This is a genomic window from Streptomyces sp. NPDC048483, from assembly GCF_040651455.1.
Classification (GTDB): Bacteria; Actinomycetota; Actinomycetes; order Streptomycetales; family Streptomycetaceae; genus Streptomyces.
Genome location: NZ_JBEZJZ010000004.1, coordinates 86,435 through 101,564, shown reverse-complemented (window position 1 = coordinate 101,564; position 15,130 = coordinate 86,435). Strand labels below are relative to the sequence as shown.

General features: G+C 69.2%; 13 protein-coding genes and 1 riboswitch. Of the genes, 8 read left to right on the top strand and 5 right to left on the bottom strand.

Going from position 1 to position 15,130, the window contains the following annotated elements:
• The first annotated feature begins 45 nt into the window (after positions 1-45).
• Positions 46-819 (top strand): SDR family oxidoreductase, encoded by a 774-nt coding sequence (locus tag AB0D04_RS03540; protein WP_362698939.1) that lies wholly within the window; start codon positions 46-48, stop codon positions 817-819.
• Between the two features lie 157 nt (positions 820-976).
• Positions 977-1,759, top strand: coding sequence for a glucosamine-6-phosphate deaminase (gene nagB / locus AB0D04_RS03535; protein WP_362698937.1), 783 nt, complete (start codon positions 977-979; stop codon positions 1,757-1,759).
• Positions 1,760-1,986: 227 nt separating this feature from the next.
• On the opposite strand, the gene AB0D04_RS03530 is transcribed toward nagB, so the two are convergent.
• The 4 genes from AB0D04_RS03530 to AB0D04_RS03515 form a co-directional block, all read right to left on the bottom strand.
• Complete coding sequence (locus tag AB0D04_RS03530) at positions 1,987-3,516, bottom strand: glycoside hydrolase family 3 N-terminal domain-containing protein (RefSeq protein WP_362698935.1); 1,530 nt, start codon at positions 3,514-3,516, stop codon at positions 1,987-1,989.
• 3 nt (positions 3,517-3,519) lie between these two features.
• Complete coding sequence (locus AB0D04_RS03525) at positions 3,520-4,350, bottom strand: carbohydrate ABC transporter permease (RefSeq protein ID WP_362698933.1); 831 nt, start codon at positions 4,348-4,350, stop codon at positions 3,520-3,522.
• A complete protein-coding gene (locus AB0D04_RS03520; protein WP_362698931.1) occupies positions 4,347-5,357 on the bottom strand; it encodes a sugar ABC transporter permease in 1,011 nt (336 codons plus the stop codon). Before AB0D04_RS03520 ends, AB0D04_RS03525 begins: the two co-directional genes overlap by 4 nt.
• Positions 5,358-5,477: 120 nt before the next feature.
• On the bottom strand, positions 5,478-6,704 hold the full coding sequence (locus AB0D04_RS03515; RefSeq protein ID WP_362699097.1) for an extracellular solute-binding protein: 1,227 nt from the start codon (positions 6,702-6,704) through the stop codon (positions 5,478-5,480).
• A 280-nt stretch (positions 6,705-6,984) separates the two neighbouring features.
• Here AB0D04_RS03515 and AB0D04_RS03510 point away from each other — a divergent pair, with 280 nt between their 5' ends.
• From AB0D04_RS03510 to mctP, 3 genes are all read left to right on the top strand, one after another.
• On the top strand, positions 6,985-7,743 hold the full coding sequence (locus tag AB0D04_RS03510) for a GntR family transcriptional regulator (protein ID WP_362699095.1): 759 nt from the start codon (positions 6,985-6,987) through the stop codon (positions 7,741-7,743).
• A 150-nt stretch (positions 7,744-7,893) separates the two neighbouring features.
• A complete protein-coding gene (locus AB0D04_RS03505; protein WP_362698929.1) occupies positions 7,894-8,163 on the top strand; it encodes a DUF3311 domain-containing protein in 270 nt (89 codons plus the stop codon).
• Entirely contained in the window at positions 8,160-9,836 is a 1,677-nt protein-coding gene (gene mctP / locus AB0D04_RS03500; RefSeq protein ID WP_362698927.1) for a monocarboxylate uptake permease MctP, read from the top strand. Before AB0D04_RS03505 ends, mctP begins: the two co-directional genes overlap by 4 nt.
• A gap of 83 nt (positions 9,837-9,919) precedes the next feature.
• Here mctP and AB0D04_RS03495 read toward each other — a convergent pair whose 3' ends face one another.
• Positions 9,920-10,504 (bottom strand): Uma2 family endonuclease, encoded by a 585-nt coding sequence (locus AB0D04_RS03495; RefSeq protein WP_362698925.1) that lies wholly within the window; start codon positions 10,502-10,504, stop codon positions 9,920-9,922.
• 138 nt (positions 10,505-10,642) lie between these two features.
• Between AB0D04_RS03495 and AB0D04_RS03490 the strand changes: the two genes are divergently transcribed.
• From AB0D04_RS03490 to AB0D04_RS03480, 3 genes are all read left to right on the top strand, one after another.
• Positions 10,643-11,146 carry an N-acetyltransferase gene (locus tag AB0D04_RS03490; RefSeq protein WP_362698923.1) on the top strand — a complete coding sequence of 168 codons (504 nt, stop codon included), beginning with the start codon at positions 10,643-10,645 and terminating at the stop codon, positions 11,144-11,146.
• A 104-nt stretch (positions 11,147-11,250) separates the two neighbouring features.
• A riboswitch (cobalamin riboswitch) is annotated at positions 11,251-11,411 on the top strand.
• Between the two features lie 160 nt (positions 11,412-11,571).
• A complete protein-coding gene (locus tag AB0D04_RS03485; protein WP_362698922.1) occupies positions 11,572-13,989 on the top strand; it encodes a ribonucleoside-diphosphate reductase subunit alpha in 2,418 nt (805 codons plus the stop codon).
• A complete protein-coding gene (locus AB0D04_RS03480; protein WP_362698920.1) occupies positions 13,989-15,041 on the top strand; it encodes a ribonucleotide-diphosphate reductase subunit beta in 1,053 nt (350 codons plus the stop codon). Before AB0D04_RS03485 ends, AB0D04_RS03480 begins: the two co-directional genes overlap by 1 nt.
• Positions 15,042-15,130 lie beyond the last annotated feature (89 nt).

Here is a 15,130-nt window from a genome sequence, read left to right as displayed (position 1 = left end):
CCTCGCGCGCCGGGCGGCACATACGGAATGGGGAGGGGCACGGCCATGGGTGCACTCAGGGGCAGGACGGCACTGGTGACGGGCGGCAGCAGGGGGATCGGCCGGGCGATCTCGCAACGGCTGGGGCGGGACGGGGCGCGGGTGGCCGTGCACTACGGACGGGATGAGACGGCGGCCAAGGAGACGGTCTCGGCGATCGAGGCCGCGGGAGGCCGGGCCTTCGCGGTCCGGGCCGAGTTGGGGGCGGCGGGCGACGCGGAAGCGCTGTGGGCGGCGTTCGACGAACAGGCCGACGGGCTGGACATCCTGGTCAACAACGCCGGGATCAACAAGGCGGCCGACGGGACGCTCAAGCCGGTCGGCAAGGTGACGGAGGAGGACTTCGACCGCCTCTTCGCGGTCAACACCAAGGCGCCGTTCTTCATCGCCCAGCAGGGGCTTCACCGCCTGCGGGACGGCGGCCGGATCATCAATGTCTCCACGGGGCTGACGCATGGCGCGGCCAAGCCCGAGTTGATCGCCTACGCCATGACCAAAGGCGCCATCGACGTGTTCACCTCGACGCTGGCCAAGGACCTGGGCGGGCGCGGCATCACGGTCAACGCGGTGGCGCCCGGCGCGATCGATACGGATATGAACGCCGGCTGGCTGCGCGGGGAGGAGAACTCCGAGGCGCGTGCGGCACTCGGGGCGATATCCCCGCTCGGCCGGGTCGCGGATCCCACCGACGTCGGCGACATCGTGGCCTTTCTCGCCTCGGACGACAGCCGGTGGGTGACGGGGCAGTGGATCGATGCGACGGGGGGTGCGCTGCTCTGACGCCGACGCAGGACGTCCCCCGGCGGGCAGCCGACCGGCCATCCGGCCGACGGCAAAACAACCCCCGCCATCCCCCGGCGGCACCCGGTTCCGCAGGCCTCCCTCTGCTAGATTGGTCTATACCACATAGCCCATTCTCCAGAACGGCAGGCCAAGCGTGGAAGTTGTCATCGTCCCGGACGCCACGGCAGGCGGCGAGCTCATCGCGGAGGCCATCGCCACGCTGATGCGCCGCAAGCCCGACGCGCTGCTCGGTGTGGCCACCGGCTCGACCCCGTTGCCCATCTACGAGGCGCTCTCGGCGAAGGTCCGGGCCGGCGCGGTGGACGCCTCGCGGGCCCGCATCTGCCAGCTCGACGAGTATGTGGGCCTGCCGGCCGGACACCCCGAGTCCTACCGCTCGGTGGTGCTGCGCGAGGTGGTGGAGCCGCTGGGTCTCGGCGAGGACTCCTTCACGGGGCCGGACGGTTCGGCGCAGGATGTCCAGGCCGCGTGCGAGGCGTACGACAAGGCACTGAGCGAGGCCGGGGGTGTGGACCTCCAGCTGCTCGGCATCGGTACCGACGGGCACATCGGCTTCAACGAGCCCTGCTCGTCGCTCGCTTCCCGTACCCGCATCAAGACGCTCACCCGGCAGACCCGGGAGGACAACGCCCGCTTCTTCGACAGCCTCGACGAGGTCCCGCACCACGTCATCACCCAGGGCATCGGCACGATCCTGGAAGCCCGCCATCTGGTCCTGCTCGCCACCGGCGAGGGCAAGGCCAACGCGGTGGCCCAGGCCGTCGAGGGTCCGGTCACCGCGCTGGTACCGGCCTCGGCCCTGCAGCTCCACCCGCACGCGACGGTCGTCGTCGACGAGGCCGCAGCCTCCAAGCTGAAGCTCGCCGAATACTTCCGGGCCACGTATGCGGCCAAGCCGGAGTGGCAGGGGATCTAGGGGGCCGGTGCTGACGCCCGGCTGTTCTTCTTCGGGTGCGTGGTGAGGCTCCGGGCGAGGGTCCACAGGTCGGGGAGGGTGGCGGCGATGCGGGCTGATGCCCGGCTGGTCGGAGACCCGTTGCCTCCGTTCGGTCCGGGCGCACGGGTGCATCCGGCGGTGCCCTCAGTTGCGGGTCGCCGTCCTGTTCCCCGTTACTCCGTCAGCCCCGTCAGCCCGTACCCCCGTCATGCCCACCCGCCCGTCAGGGCCTCCGCCGCCGCCAGGCCGCACACCCGGGCCGCGCCATGGGTGGCGAGGTGGACGGCGCCGCTGGGCGGGGACTGCGGGACGCCCATTTCCACCACCGCGGTATCGGGGCGGGCCGCGGTGAGGGCGCGCAGGGCTTCGGCCATCCACGGGTGGCGGTGGACGTCGCGGACAACGGCGACGAGGCGGCGGCCGGCGGCGTCGGTGAGCAGGCCGTCGATCAGTGCGGGGGTGCCGGCCGTGGCCGCGGACTCGGCGGTGTAGGTGGCGGTGCGGGTGCCGGGGAGGAGACGGGCAAGTTCGGCGGCGATGCCCCAGGGTGTCTCGTCGCCCACGGCGATATTGGCGAGCGGGGTGAAGGCCGCGACGTAGGCCGGGCCGGTCAGCGGCTCGTACGGGCCGTCGGCGGTGATGCCCAGGGCGCGGCGGGCGGCGGTGAGGCCGATGCCGGGTGCGGGCGCGGCCCCCACGTCCGCGCCCGCACTCCGGGTCCAGCGCGCCAGGGCGCGCACCCGTGCCGCGGCGTCGGCGAGCCGCTGTTCGGGCAGCTCCCCGTCGCGTACCGCCGCCACCAGGGCGTCGCGCAGCCGCAGCACGGTGTCCTCGTCGGCCAGTCCGCCGCCCACGCAGATGGCGTCGGCGCCGGCCGCGATGGCCAGGACGCTGCCGCGCTCGATGCCGTAGGAGGCGGAGATCGCCTGCATCTCCATGCCGTCGGTGACGATCAGCCCGTCGAACCCGAGGCCGCCCTCGGCGACCGGCGCGCGCAGCAGGCCGTGCAGGGCGGCTGGGCTGAGCGTGGCGGGGCGGTCGCCGTCCAGGGCGGGCAGCAGGATGTGCGCGCTCATCACCGCCTTGGTGCCGGCATCGACGGCGGCGCGGAAGGGCACCAGTTCGCGGTCCTGGAGGGTGGGCAGGTCGGCGGTGATGCGCGGCAGGTCGTGGTGGGAGTCGACGGCGGTGTCCCCGTGGCCGGGGAAGTGTTTGGTGCAGGCCGCGACGCCGGCGGACTGGAGGCCCTCGACGTAGGCGGCGGTGTGCCGGGCGACCAGCCGTGGGTCGGCGCCGAAGGAGCGGACGCCGATGACGGGGTTGGCGGGGTTGGAGTTGACGTCGGCGGACGGCGCCCAGTTGAGGGTGATGCCGCAGTCGGCCAGGCGGCGGCCGAGTTCGCGGGCCACGTCGCGGGTCAGGGCGGTGTCGTCGACGGCGCCGAGCGCGAGGTTGCCGGGGAAGGACGAGCCGCCGCGTACTTCGAGGCGGGTGACGTCGCCGCCCTCCTCGTCGACGGCGATGAGGAGGTCCGGGCGTACGTCCCTCAACCGGGCGGAGAGGGCCGCGAGTTGGTCCGGGCTCTGCACATTGCGGCCGAAGAGGCCCACTGCAGCCAGCCCCTCGTCGAGGCGGCGGAGCAGCCAGCCGGGGGCGGTGGTGCCGGTGAAGCCGGGCTGGAGGACGGCGAGCGCGTCGCGGGTGAGGGTGTCGGTGGAACGAACGAGGGTGCCCATGCGTTATCCCTTCACTGCGCCGGAGGTGAGACCGCCGACCGCCTTGCGTTGCAGGAACAGGAAGAGGATCAGGATCGGGACGGCGAAGAGGGAGGCGGCGGCCATGGTGGCGCCCCAGTCGTCCCCGAACTGGCTCTGGAACTGCGAGAGCCACAGCGGCAGGGTGCCCGCGTCGGGCTCCTTGTTGAGGACCAGTACGAGCGGGAATTCGTTCCAGGCGGTGATGAAGCCGAAGAGGGAGGTGGCCATCAGCCCGGGGGCGAGGAGCGGGAAGACGACCTTGACGAAGGCCTGGCGGCGCGAGCAGCCGTCGACCATCGCGGACTCCTCCAGTTCCTTGGGCACCGCGGCCACATAGCCGCGCAGCGTCAGCAGGGTGAAGGGCAGCACCATCAGCATGTAGAAGAAGGTGAGCGGGAGGAGGCTGTTGAGCATGTCGGCGTCGCGGACGATGAGATAGACCGAGATCACCATGACCTCCCACGGCGCCATCTGGGCGACCATGAAGGTCAGCAGGATGCCCTTGCGGCCCCTGAAGCGCATACGGCTGAGGGCGAACGCCCCGCAGAGCGCGATCACCAGCGACAGGCCCACGGCGAGAAGGGTGACGACGGCCGAATTCCCGGCCAGCGTCCAGAAATCGGGGGCGTTCACCGCCGTCGCGAAGTGCTCGAAGGTGCCGTGGAACGGGAACCAGACGGGGTCCTCGGTGATGATGTCCTGCGTCGGCTTGAAGGCCGTGCCGAACATCCAGTAGACGGGGAAGACGAAGCCGATGGCGAGCACGATCGCCGTGGCGTTGGGCCAGATACGGCCGGCGAGCGAGCGCTTCACAGCGCGTCCTCCTCTTGGTCTTCGTGCCGGAGCGTCAGACGCAGGTAGTAGGCGGTCATGGCCAGCAGCACCACGATCGTGAGCAGGGAGATCGCGGCGCCCATGCCGAAGTGGAGATTGCCGACGCCCTCGGTGAAGGCGTAGATCGGCAGGGTTTCGGTGAGCCGGTCCGGGCCTCCTTCGTTGATCGCGAAGATCTGAGGGAACGCCTTGAAGACCCAGATGACTTCGAGGAAGGTCGTGGCGAGGAAGAAGGGCCTCAGGAAGGGGAAGGTCACGGAGGTGAAGACCCGCCAGGTGCCGGCGCCGTCCATCCGGGCCGCCTCGTAGAGCTCCCTGGGGATGGTCGTGGTGGCGGCGTAGAGGTTGAGTGCCACGAAGGGCAGGGAATGCCAGACGATCAGCACGGTGATGACGAAGAAGGTCGACAGCTGGGTGCCGACCCAGTCGTAGTTCGCCATGGAGTGCCAGCCGAGCCTGTCGAGCACCCAGTTGACGACGCCGTAGCGGGAGTCGAAGAGCCACTGGAAGACGGTGGTGGCGGCGATCACCGGCATCGCCCAGGCCAGCACCAGCGCGACGGAGAGCGTGAGCCGCATCTTCTTGCCGAGCCGGGCGAGCAGCAGTCCGATCAGCACACCGAGAACCATGATCAGGACGACATTGACGGCGGTGAAGACGATGGTGCGGAGGGTGACCCGCCAGAACTGCTCGCTGCCCAGGATCTCCTGGTAGTTACCGGTCCCGCGCCACTCGGTGAGGTGCTGGATCAGCTCCTTCATATTGAGGTTCTGGAAGGAGAGCAGGAGGTTGCGGACCATCGGCCAGCCCAGGAAGACCGCGGTCGCGAGCAGGGCGGGGAGCAGCAGCAGATACGGGGTGGCCCGCCGTCTTCTGCGGTCACGGCCGCCGGGGGGCGTGCCGGACCTGCCGGGCGTGCCCGATGTGCCGGTCCGCGCCGCGGCCTGGTCCATCGCGGCCGCCGCGCCGTCGAGCTGCACTGCCATGGGCCTCTGCTCCCCCTCGTTCCTGCCGGATACGCCGGTCCCTGCCGGATGCGTCGCGCCGTACGCGTACGGGACCGGGGGCGGCCGGTCCCGTACGCGGCTGGTGGTCGCCCGGTGCCGTTATTCCTTGGCGAGCCGCGCGTTGATTTCGGATTCGATGTCCTTGGCGGCGTCGGCCGGGGACTTACCGTTCAGCACGGCCGTCATATAGCTCTTGATCGGGTTGGGTATGTTCTCCACCGCGGCCCACTGGGGAATGAGAGGCGTCGTGCCGCCGGACCTTTCCGCGGCGGGTGCGGCGGCCGCCGCGGCGGGATTCTCCTTGGCGGCGTCGGCCAGGTCGGGGGACTTCGGCGTCCAGCCGGATTCCTTGACCATCTGGCCGTCATTCTGCTTCGAAAGGGCAATCTTCAGGAATTCTTTGGCGAGTTCCTGGTTCCTGCCCATTCCGGCGACGGCAAAGTTGGAGCCGCCGAGGAAGACACCCTCGGGCTTTGCGGCGGTCTCACCGGGGATGGTGAAGAAGCCGATGTCGTTCTTGATTTTCGGGTTGGCCTTGACGGCGGTGGCGGCCTCGTACCCCATGGCGATGACGGCGCCGGTCTTCCCCTTGGCGAATACCTCGCCCTGCTGCGGCGTCGCCTCGTCCTTGTTCTTCGGGGCGGTACTGAAGGCCTGGTAGGACCTGTAGATTTCCATGGCCTTGGCGACCTTGGGGTCACCGAGGTTGGAGACCCACTTGCCGCCCCGCTTCTTCACCAGGTCGGCGCCGGTGCCGATGGTCAGGCCGTCGAGGAAGTACCAGTTCTGGCCGGGGAGATAGAGCGGCTCGGCGTCGGTCTTCTTCTTGATGGCCGCAAAGGCCTTGAAGAGTTCACTGCGGGTCCTGGGAGTGCCCTTGAGTCCCGCTTCGGCCCAGATCTTCTTGTTGTACATCACGACGCGGTTTCCGGCGAACCACGGCAGCGCGTACTGTTTTCCGTCCACCACTGCCGCCTTGTTGAAGGCATCGTTCCAGTCGGCGCCGATGTCCTTCTTCAGGTCACCGAGGTCGGCCAGGGCGCCCGCCTTGGCGTAGGCGGCGGTCTGCGTATTGCCGATTTCGACGACGTCCGGCGGGGTGTCCTCGGACAGTGCGGTGCTCAGCTTCTGCTGAATTCCGTTCCACTGCTGGACCTTGAACTCGACGGTGGCGCCGGTCTTCTTCTTGAATTGCGCGGAGACCTGTCGGGTCCACTGCGCCGGATTGGACCCGCTCATCACCCATACGGTGAGCTTTTGGCCCTTGAAACCATCTGCGCCCGCCTTGTCGCCGCTTGACCCACAGGCAGCGACACTCACCAGCATTCCCGCGACCGCCGTCGCCGCTATGAGCCCACGCTTCATTGCGCTCTCCCCTAAAGGCCGGGTGTGGTCTTTAATGGTTTAGACCAGCGCCCGCAGCTTGGCCTAGACCTTTTGGGGTGTCAAGGGTGTATAAGAGTCGCTGTCAGGTCCGTTACCGGACCGACATCTGGCGGGCCGGGACCTGCGAGGGAGCACGGGAAGTCCACTCGTGCCACGATGTGAGCCGCTACGTACGGAGGAGCCGGTGACGGCAGCACGACAGGAGTCGGAGAGGCGGGTCATGGAGACCGACGGGGGCAGCGGCGAGAGCGGCGGCGGCGCACGGACCGCGCGGGTGCCCAAGTACTACCGCCTCAAGCGGCACTTGCTGGAGATCACCGAGACGCTGCCGCCCGGCACCCCGGTACCGCCCGAGCGCACCCTGGCCGCGGAGTTCGACACCTCCCGTACGACGGTCCGTCAGGCCCTCCAGGAGCTCGTCGTCGAGGGCCGCCTGGAGCGCATCCAGGGCAAGGGCACCTTCGTGGCCAAGCCCAAGGTCTCCCAGGCGCTGCAACTGACCTCCTACACCGAGGACATGCGCGCCCAGGGGCTGGAGCCGACTTCTCAGCTGCTGGACATCGGCTATGTCACCGCCGACGACCGCCTCGCCGGGCTGCTGGACATCACCACCGGCGGCCGGGTGCTGCGCATCGAGCGGCTGCGGCTGGCCAGCGGCGAGCCGATGGCCATCGAGATCACCCATCTCTCGGCCAAGCGGTTCCCCGCCCTCCGCCGCAACCTCGTCAAATACACCTCGCTCTACACCGCGCTGGCCGAGGTCTACGACGTCCGCCTGGCGGAGGCCGAGGAGACCATCGAGACCTCGCTGGCCACCCCGCGCGAGGCCGGCCTGCTGGGCACGGACGTCGGCCTGCCGATGCTGATGCTCTCGCGGCACTCCCTCGACGCCCAGGGTCAGCCGGTGGAATGGGTGCGCTCGGTCTACCGCGGCGACCGCTACAAATTCGTCGCCCGGCTCCGCCGCCCCGCGGACTGAGGTCCCGAAGGCGCCACCGTCCCCGTTTGCCCTGGTCCGTAACTCACGTATGCCATACCGATATACGGACACCTAGTGACGCGTCCCACGCCCCTGGCTTAGATTTCCAGCCGGTTACCCAGGAGAAAATGCCACGGACGGAGCCCCTCCATGTCAGAGCCAGAGCCGGCTGCCACAGCCCCGGAGCGCAGACGGATCGTCACGCCCACCCGCGTGGTGGCCGGGGTGTGTCTGATCGCGCCGTTCGTGGCGATGCTGTGGGTGAGTTCGTACGCCAGGATCGAGCCGACGCTCATCGGGATCCCGTTCTTTTACTGGTACCAGATGCTGTGGGTGCTGATCTCCACCGCGATGACCATGACCGCGTACAAGCTGGTGCAGCGTGAGCAGCGCGCCCGCAAGGGGGGTGTGGCCAAGTGAGCGCCGCCATCTCCTCCGTCGGCCTCGCGGCCGCCCCGGCGCACGGCGTCAACGGCGTCGCGCTGGCCGTCTTCGTCTTCTTCTTCGTCGCCGTGACGGTCATGGGCTTCTTTGCCGCCCGCTGGCGCAAGGCCGAACAGTCCGCCAGCCTCGACGAATGGGGCCTGGGCGGGCGCAGCTTCGGCACCTGGGTCACCTGGTTCCTGCTCGGCGGTGACCTCTACACCGCCTACACCTTCGTGGCCGTCCCGGCGGCGATCTACTCGGCGGGCGCCGCCGGCTTCTTCGCCGTCCCCTACACGATCCTCGTCTACCCGCTGATCTTCACCTTCCTCCCGCGGCTCTGGTCGGTCTCGCACAAGCACGGGTACGTCACCACCTCCGACTTCGTGCGCGGCCGCTTCGGCTCCAAGGGGCTGTCGCTGGCGGTGGCGCTCACCGGCATCCTCGCCACGATGCCGTACATCGCGCTCCAGCTGGTCGGCATTCAGGCCGTCCTGGACGTGATGGGTGTCGGCGGCGGCGAGAACACCAACTGGTTCGTCAAGGACCTGCCGCTGCTGATCGCCTTCGCGGTGCTGGCCGCGTACACCTACTCCTCCGGTCTGCGGGCGCCCGCCCTGATCGCGTTCGTCAAGGACGGCCTGATCTACCTGGTCATCGTCGTGGCGATCATCTACATCCCCATCAAGCTGGGCGGTTTCGACCACATCTTCAACGCGGCGGGCAAGGCGTTCGCCGAGCCCGGCGCCGTCCCTGGCAAACCGCGCGGCGAGCTGACGAGCGGGCCCAACGCCCAGTGGGCGTACGCCACCCTGGCGCTGGGCTCCGCGCTGGCGCTGTTCATGTACCCGCACTCGATCACCGCGACGCTGTCCTCGCGCAGCCGCAATGTGATCCGCCGCAACACCACGATCCTGCCGCTGTACTCCCTGATGCTGGGCTTCCTGGCGCTGCTCGGCTTCATGGCGATCAAGGCCGGTACGGACATCCAGGGCAACCCCCAGCTGGCGATTCCGCAGCTGTTCGAGGACATGTTCCCGAGCTGGTTCTCCGGCGTCGCCTTCGCCGCGATCGGCATCGGTGCGCTCGTACCGGCGGCCATCATGTCGATCGCCGCGGCCAACCTCTTCACCCGCAACGTCTACAAGGACTTCCTGAAGCCGGACGCGACCGCGGAGCAGGAACACAAGGTCGCCAAGCTGGTGTCGCTGCTGGTGAAGGTGGGCGCACTGGTCTTCGTCCTCACCATGGACAAGACCGTCGCCATCAACTTCCAGCTGCTGGGCGGCATCTGGATCCTGCAGACCATGCCCTCCCTGGTCGGCGGCCTGTTCACCCGCTGGTTCCACCGCTGGGCGCTGCTGGCCGGCTGGGCGGTCGGCATGCTCTACGGCACGCTCGCGGCGTACGGGGTGGCCAGCCCCACCCAGAAGCACTTCGGCGGCTCGTCCGCCGAGATCCCGGGCATCGGTGAGATCGGCTACATCGGCCTGACCGCGTTCGTACTGAACGTCGTGGTCACGGTCGTGCTGACCTTCGCCCTGAAGGCCGCCAAGGCGCCGGAGGGCATCGACGAGACCAGCGCCTCCGACTACACGGCGGATGCCGGTGACGAGGGTGTCACGGCCGATCTGCCGGCAGCTGCGGCGGGGGCGCCGGCGGGGCATTGAGGCTGCGGGCGGCCTACGGCTACGGGCCGTCGCATCCCTTTTGGGGGTGCGACGGCCCGTTTGCTTGCTGCGGCGTGGCTCGTTTAGTTCACCCAGTCCTTGAGGGCCTCGGTTTCGAGGGTGATGTCCACGGGATCCGGCAAATGGAGCGTCTTGCCGAACGGCACGGTATGGACGTTCTCGTAACGGGCACCGTCGGGCTCGCTGTAGACGGAGACCTGGCAGGCTTGCCGGTCGATCAGCAGATAGAGCGGAATACCGGTCTCCGCGTACGCACGGGGCTTCTCCACCCTGTCGCGCCGTTCGGTGTCGGAGTCGTGTGAGGTCACCTCGACAGCCAGCAGCACCGGGTCGGGGTCTGCCCATTCGCCCTGGCCTCCGAAGGAGCCAGTGGGGGCGAGCGAGCCATCCGGGCGGGCGCGGCCCTTGCGGTATGGCTCCACCTTGAGCCCCTGGTCGTAGAGCCACAGTTCGGGGCGCGACTGCATGCAGACACGCATCAGCCACTCAATGATCAGCCCGTGGTCCCCGTCCGGCATGGGCTTGCTCCTGACCTTCCCGTCGATAAATTCCAACCGCGCGCCTTCCTCCAAGCGGCTGAGTATCCGGGCGGCCTCTTCGAAGTGCTCGGTGTCCATGATGTGCGGCCGGTCAGCGAGCGCGCTCATGCCTTCTCCTTCGTCGATCGGGCGGAGCGGGGAACGTAAACCGACGATAGCCGAGGCCACTGACAGCCACCGCTCGATCACTCGGAGATCACTCTCGCACCTGCCCGATTGTCAGACCCGCCCGGCACACTGCACTGCATGGACATCACGATCAGGCCCGCGCGCCCGGCCGAGTTCGCCGCAATAGGGGACCTCCTGGTGGAGGTCTATCTCGCCGATGGGCTGCTGACGTTCGGGGAGAGCGATCCGTACATCGCCGAGCTGCGGAAGGTCGCGCACCGGGCGGAGCACGCCGAGGTACTGGTGGCGGTGGAGGGGACGGGCGGGGCGGTGCTGGGGGCCGTGACATTCGCCGCGTACGGGAGTCCGTATGCGGAGCTGGCGGGGCCCGGGGAGGGGGAGTTCCGGATGCTGGCGGTGCGGGCCGAGGGGCGCGGACAAGGTATCGGGGAGGCGTTGGTGACGGCCTGTACGGAGCGCGCCCGCGGGCTGGGGCTGCGGGCGGTGGTGCTCTCCAGTCAGCAGCATCTGCTGCCCGCCCAGCGGCTCTACCGCCGTCTGGGATTCACGCGCGCCGAGGAGCGGGACTGGCAGCCGATACCGGATGTCACGCTGTGGGCCTTCACCCGCGAGCCGGCCTGAGCAACGATTCCGGGCCCCGCCACGGCCGATGGCCGTTCGCACACCTGTGGGAGTGGTATGGGGAAGGTATGAGGCAGCGACACAAGATGTGGGGGTGCGTGCGGGGAGCAACACAAGATGTATGCTCGTGCTCGCTGTCGCCGCAGGGGAATCCGGTGGGAATCCGGAACTGTCCCGCAACGGTGTGAGAGCGCGTCCCCATGGCCCTACGGCCATCTCGCGCGCCCGTGAAGTCCGAGGACCTGCCGACGGTACGCCCGCACCGCCATCGGTGCGGACGTCGATACGTCCGGGCCCCGAGGGTTGGGCCGGTGGACGCCGCGCGGTGTGCCCGCGCGCCCCTGACCGTCACGGGGTGCCGCACGCCCGCGAGCGCCCGTCGCGCCTCTCCCTCCCGGTCCCCGCCGAGTGAGGGAGAGCATCACGTGACCATCGCGCCAACGGAGCCCGCGTCAGACGCCGAGGTCGTGCAGCCTGCGGTGGCCACGCCTGACACCTCCGCCGGGCGGGGCCAGGACAGGCCCGGCGTCGCGCTGCTGCGCACGCTGACCGAGCTGACCGCGGACCTGACCGCGACCGACCCCGGCAAGGTGGCCGCCGCCGCGCTGCGCGGCCGCCACCCGGGTTCGGACGAGGCCGAGTTGCGCGCCCTGGCCATCGACGCCGCGGCCGGTCTGATCGGTGACGAGCCGCAGTACTCCCGGCTCGCCGCGCGCCTGCTCACCCTCGCCATCGCGGAGGAGGCGGCCGGACAGGGGGCGGTCGCCTTCTCCGCCTCCGTCGAGGCCGGCCACCGCGAGGGCCTGATCGCCGACCGCACCGCGGAGTTCGTACGGACCCATGCGGAGCAGCTGGACGCTCTCGTCGAGAACTCCCTCCGCGACGGCGCCGACGACCGCTTCGGGTACTTCGGGCTGCGTACCCTGCACTCCCGCTACCTGTTGCGGCACCCCACCACCCGTCAGGTCATCGAGACGCCCCAGCACTTCCTGCTCCGGGTGGCCTGCGGCCTCGCCGAGGACGACTCCACGCGGGCGCTGGCGGATGTCGCGGAGCTGTACCGCCTGACCAGCACGCTGTCCTACCTGCCGTCCTCCCCCACCCTCTTCAACTCCGGCACCCGGCACCCGCAGATGTCCTCGTGCTATCTGCTGGACTCGCCGCTGGACGAGCTGGACTCGATCTACGACCGCTACCACCAGGTGGCGCGGCTGTCCAAGCACGCCGGCGGCATCGGTCTCTCCTACTCCCGGATCCGCGCACGGGGGTCGCTGATCCGGGGCACCAACGGTCACTCCAACGGCATCGTGCCGTTCCTGCGCACGCTGGACGCCTCGGTCGCGGCGGTCAACCAGGGCGGCCGGCGCAAGGGCGCGGCCTGTGTCTATCTGGAGACCTGGCACGCCGACATCGAGGAGTTCCTGGAGCTGCGTGACAACACCGGTGAGGAGGCCCGCCGTACGCACAACCTGAACATCGCGCACTGGATCCCGGACGAGTTCATGCGCCGCGTGGAGGCGGACGCCGACTGGTCGCTGTTCTCGCCGTCGGACGTCCCGGAGCTGGTGGACCTGTGGGGCGAGGAGTTCGACGCCGCGTACCGCAAGGCCGAGGCCGACGGCCGGGCGCTCAAGCAGATCCCGGCCCGGCTGCTGTACTCGCGGATGATGCGCACCCTGGCGCAGACCGGCAACGGCTGGATGACGTTCAAGGACGCCGCCAACCGCACCGCCAACCAGACCGCCGAGCCCGGCAAGGTCGTGCACTCCTCCAACCTGTGCACGGAGATCCTGGAGGTGACGGACGACGGGGAGACCGCGGTCTGCAACCTGGGGTCGGTGAACCTGGCGGCGCACCTGGGTGAGAACGGTGAGATGGACTGGGAGCGGCTGGACGCGACCGTCCGCACCGCCGTCACCTTCCTCGACCGCGTCGTGGACATCAACTTCTACCCGACCGAGCAGGCCGGGACGTCCAACGCCCGCTGGCGCCCGGTCGGTCTGGGCCTGATGGGCCTGCAGGACGTCTTCTTCCGGCTGCGGCTGCCCTTCGACTCGCCCGAGGCGACGGAGCTGTCCACCCGTATCTCCGAGCGGATCATGCTCGCCGCGTACGAGGCGTCCGCCGACCTCGCCGAGCGGCAGGGCCCGCACCCGGCCTGGTCCGCGACCCGCACCGCCCGCGGGGTGCTGCACCCGGACCACTACCCGGACGCCGAGCCCCGCTGGGCCGACCGCTGGGCCGCGCTGCGCGCCCGTATCGCGAAGACCGGGATGCGCAACTCCCTCCTCCTGGCCATCGCGCCGACCGCCACCATCGCCTCCATCGCGGGCGTGTACGAGTGCATCGAGCCGCAGGTCTCCAACCTCTTCAAGCGCGAGACCCTGTCGGGTGAGTTCCTGCAGGTCAACGCGTATCTGATCGAGGAGCTCAAGGCGCTGGGCCTGTGGGACGCGCGCACCCGTGACGCGCTGCGCGAGGCCAACGGCTCCGTGCAGGACGTCAATTGGATCCCCGAGGAGATCCGGGCGCTGTACCGCACGGCCTGGGAGATCCCGCAGCGCGCGCTGATCGACATGGCCGCGGCCCGTACGCCGTACCTCGACCAGAGCCAGTCGCTGAACCTCTTCATGGCGTCGCCGACCATCGGCAAGCTCAGCTCGATGTACGCCTACGCCTGGAAGCGCGGCATCAAGACGACGTACTACCTGCGGTCGCGGCCGGCGACCCGGATCGCCCAGTCCGCGCGCGCCGCATCCATCCCCGCCCAGCTGCCGGTGGCCGACCCCGAGGCGGTCGCCTGCTCCCTGGAAAACCCCGAGTCCTGCGAGGCCTGCCAGTAATGACCACCGAGACCCCCAACGCCTCCGCCGCGCACACCGCCACCACCGGCAAGAAGAACCTCCTCGACCCGGGCTTCGAGCTGACGCTGCGTCCCATGCGGTACCCGGACTTCTACGACCGCTACCGCGACGCGATCAAGAACACCTGGACCGTGGAGGAGGTCGACCTCCACTCCGACGTCGCCGACCTCGCCAAGCTCTCGCCGGGCGAGCAGCACATGATCGGCCGGCTGGTCGCGTTCTTCGCGACCGGTGACTCGATCGTCTCCAACAACCTCGTGCTGACCCTCTACAAGCACATCAACTCCCCCGAGGCGCGGCTGTATCTGAGCCGTCAGCTCTTCGAGGAGGCCGTGCACGTCCAGTTCTATCTGACGCTGCTGGACACCTATCTCCCCGACCCGGACGACCGCGCCGCCGCCTTCACGGCCGTGGAGAGCATCCCGTCCATCCGGGAGAAGGCCGAATTCTGCTTCAAGTGGATGGACTCGGTCGAGAGCATCGACCGCCTGGAGTCCAGGGCCGACCGCCGCCGCTTCCTGCTGAACCTGATCTGCTTCGCGGCCTGCATCGAGGGGCTGTTCTTCTACGGCGCGTTCGCCTACGTCTACTGGTTCCGCTCGCGCGGTCTGCTGCACGGGCTCGCCACCGGCACCAACTGGGTCTTCCGCGACGAGTCCATGCACATGGAATTCGCGTTCTCGGTGGTGGACACGGTCCGCGAGGAGGAGCCCGGCCTCTTCGACGACAAGCTGGAGCAGCAGGTCACCGAGATGCTCCAGGAGGCCGTCGAGGCGGAGCTGCAGTTCGGCCGCGACCTGTGCGGCGAGGGTCTGCCGGGCATGAACACCGAGTCGATGCGCGAGTACCTCCAGTGCGTCGCCGACCAGCGCCTGCAGCGCCTCGGCTTCGCGCCCGTCTACGGCTCGGAGAACCCGTTCTCCTTCATGGAGCTGCAGAACGTCCAGGAGCTGACCAACTTCTTCGAGCGCCGGGCCTCGGCCTACCAGGTCGCCGTGGAGGGCTCGGTCTCCTTCGACGACGACTTCTAGCAGATCCGGCCACCGGCCGCCCGCCGATTATGAGCATTCGGTTAGCGGGCGGCCGGAACGGCAACCGGCGCGGCTTCCGTACTATCTAC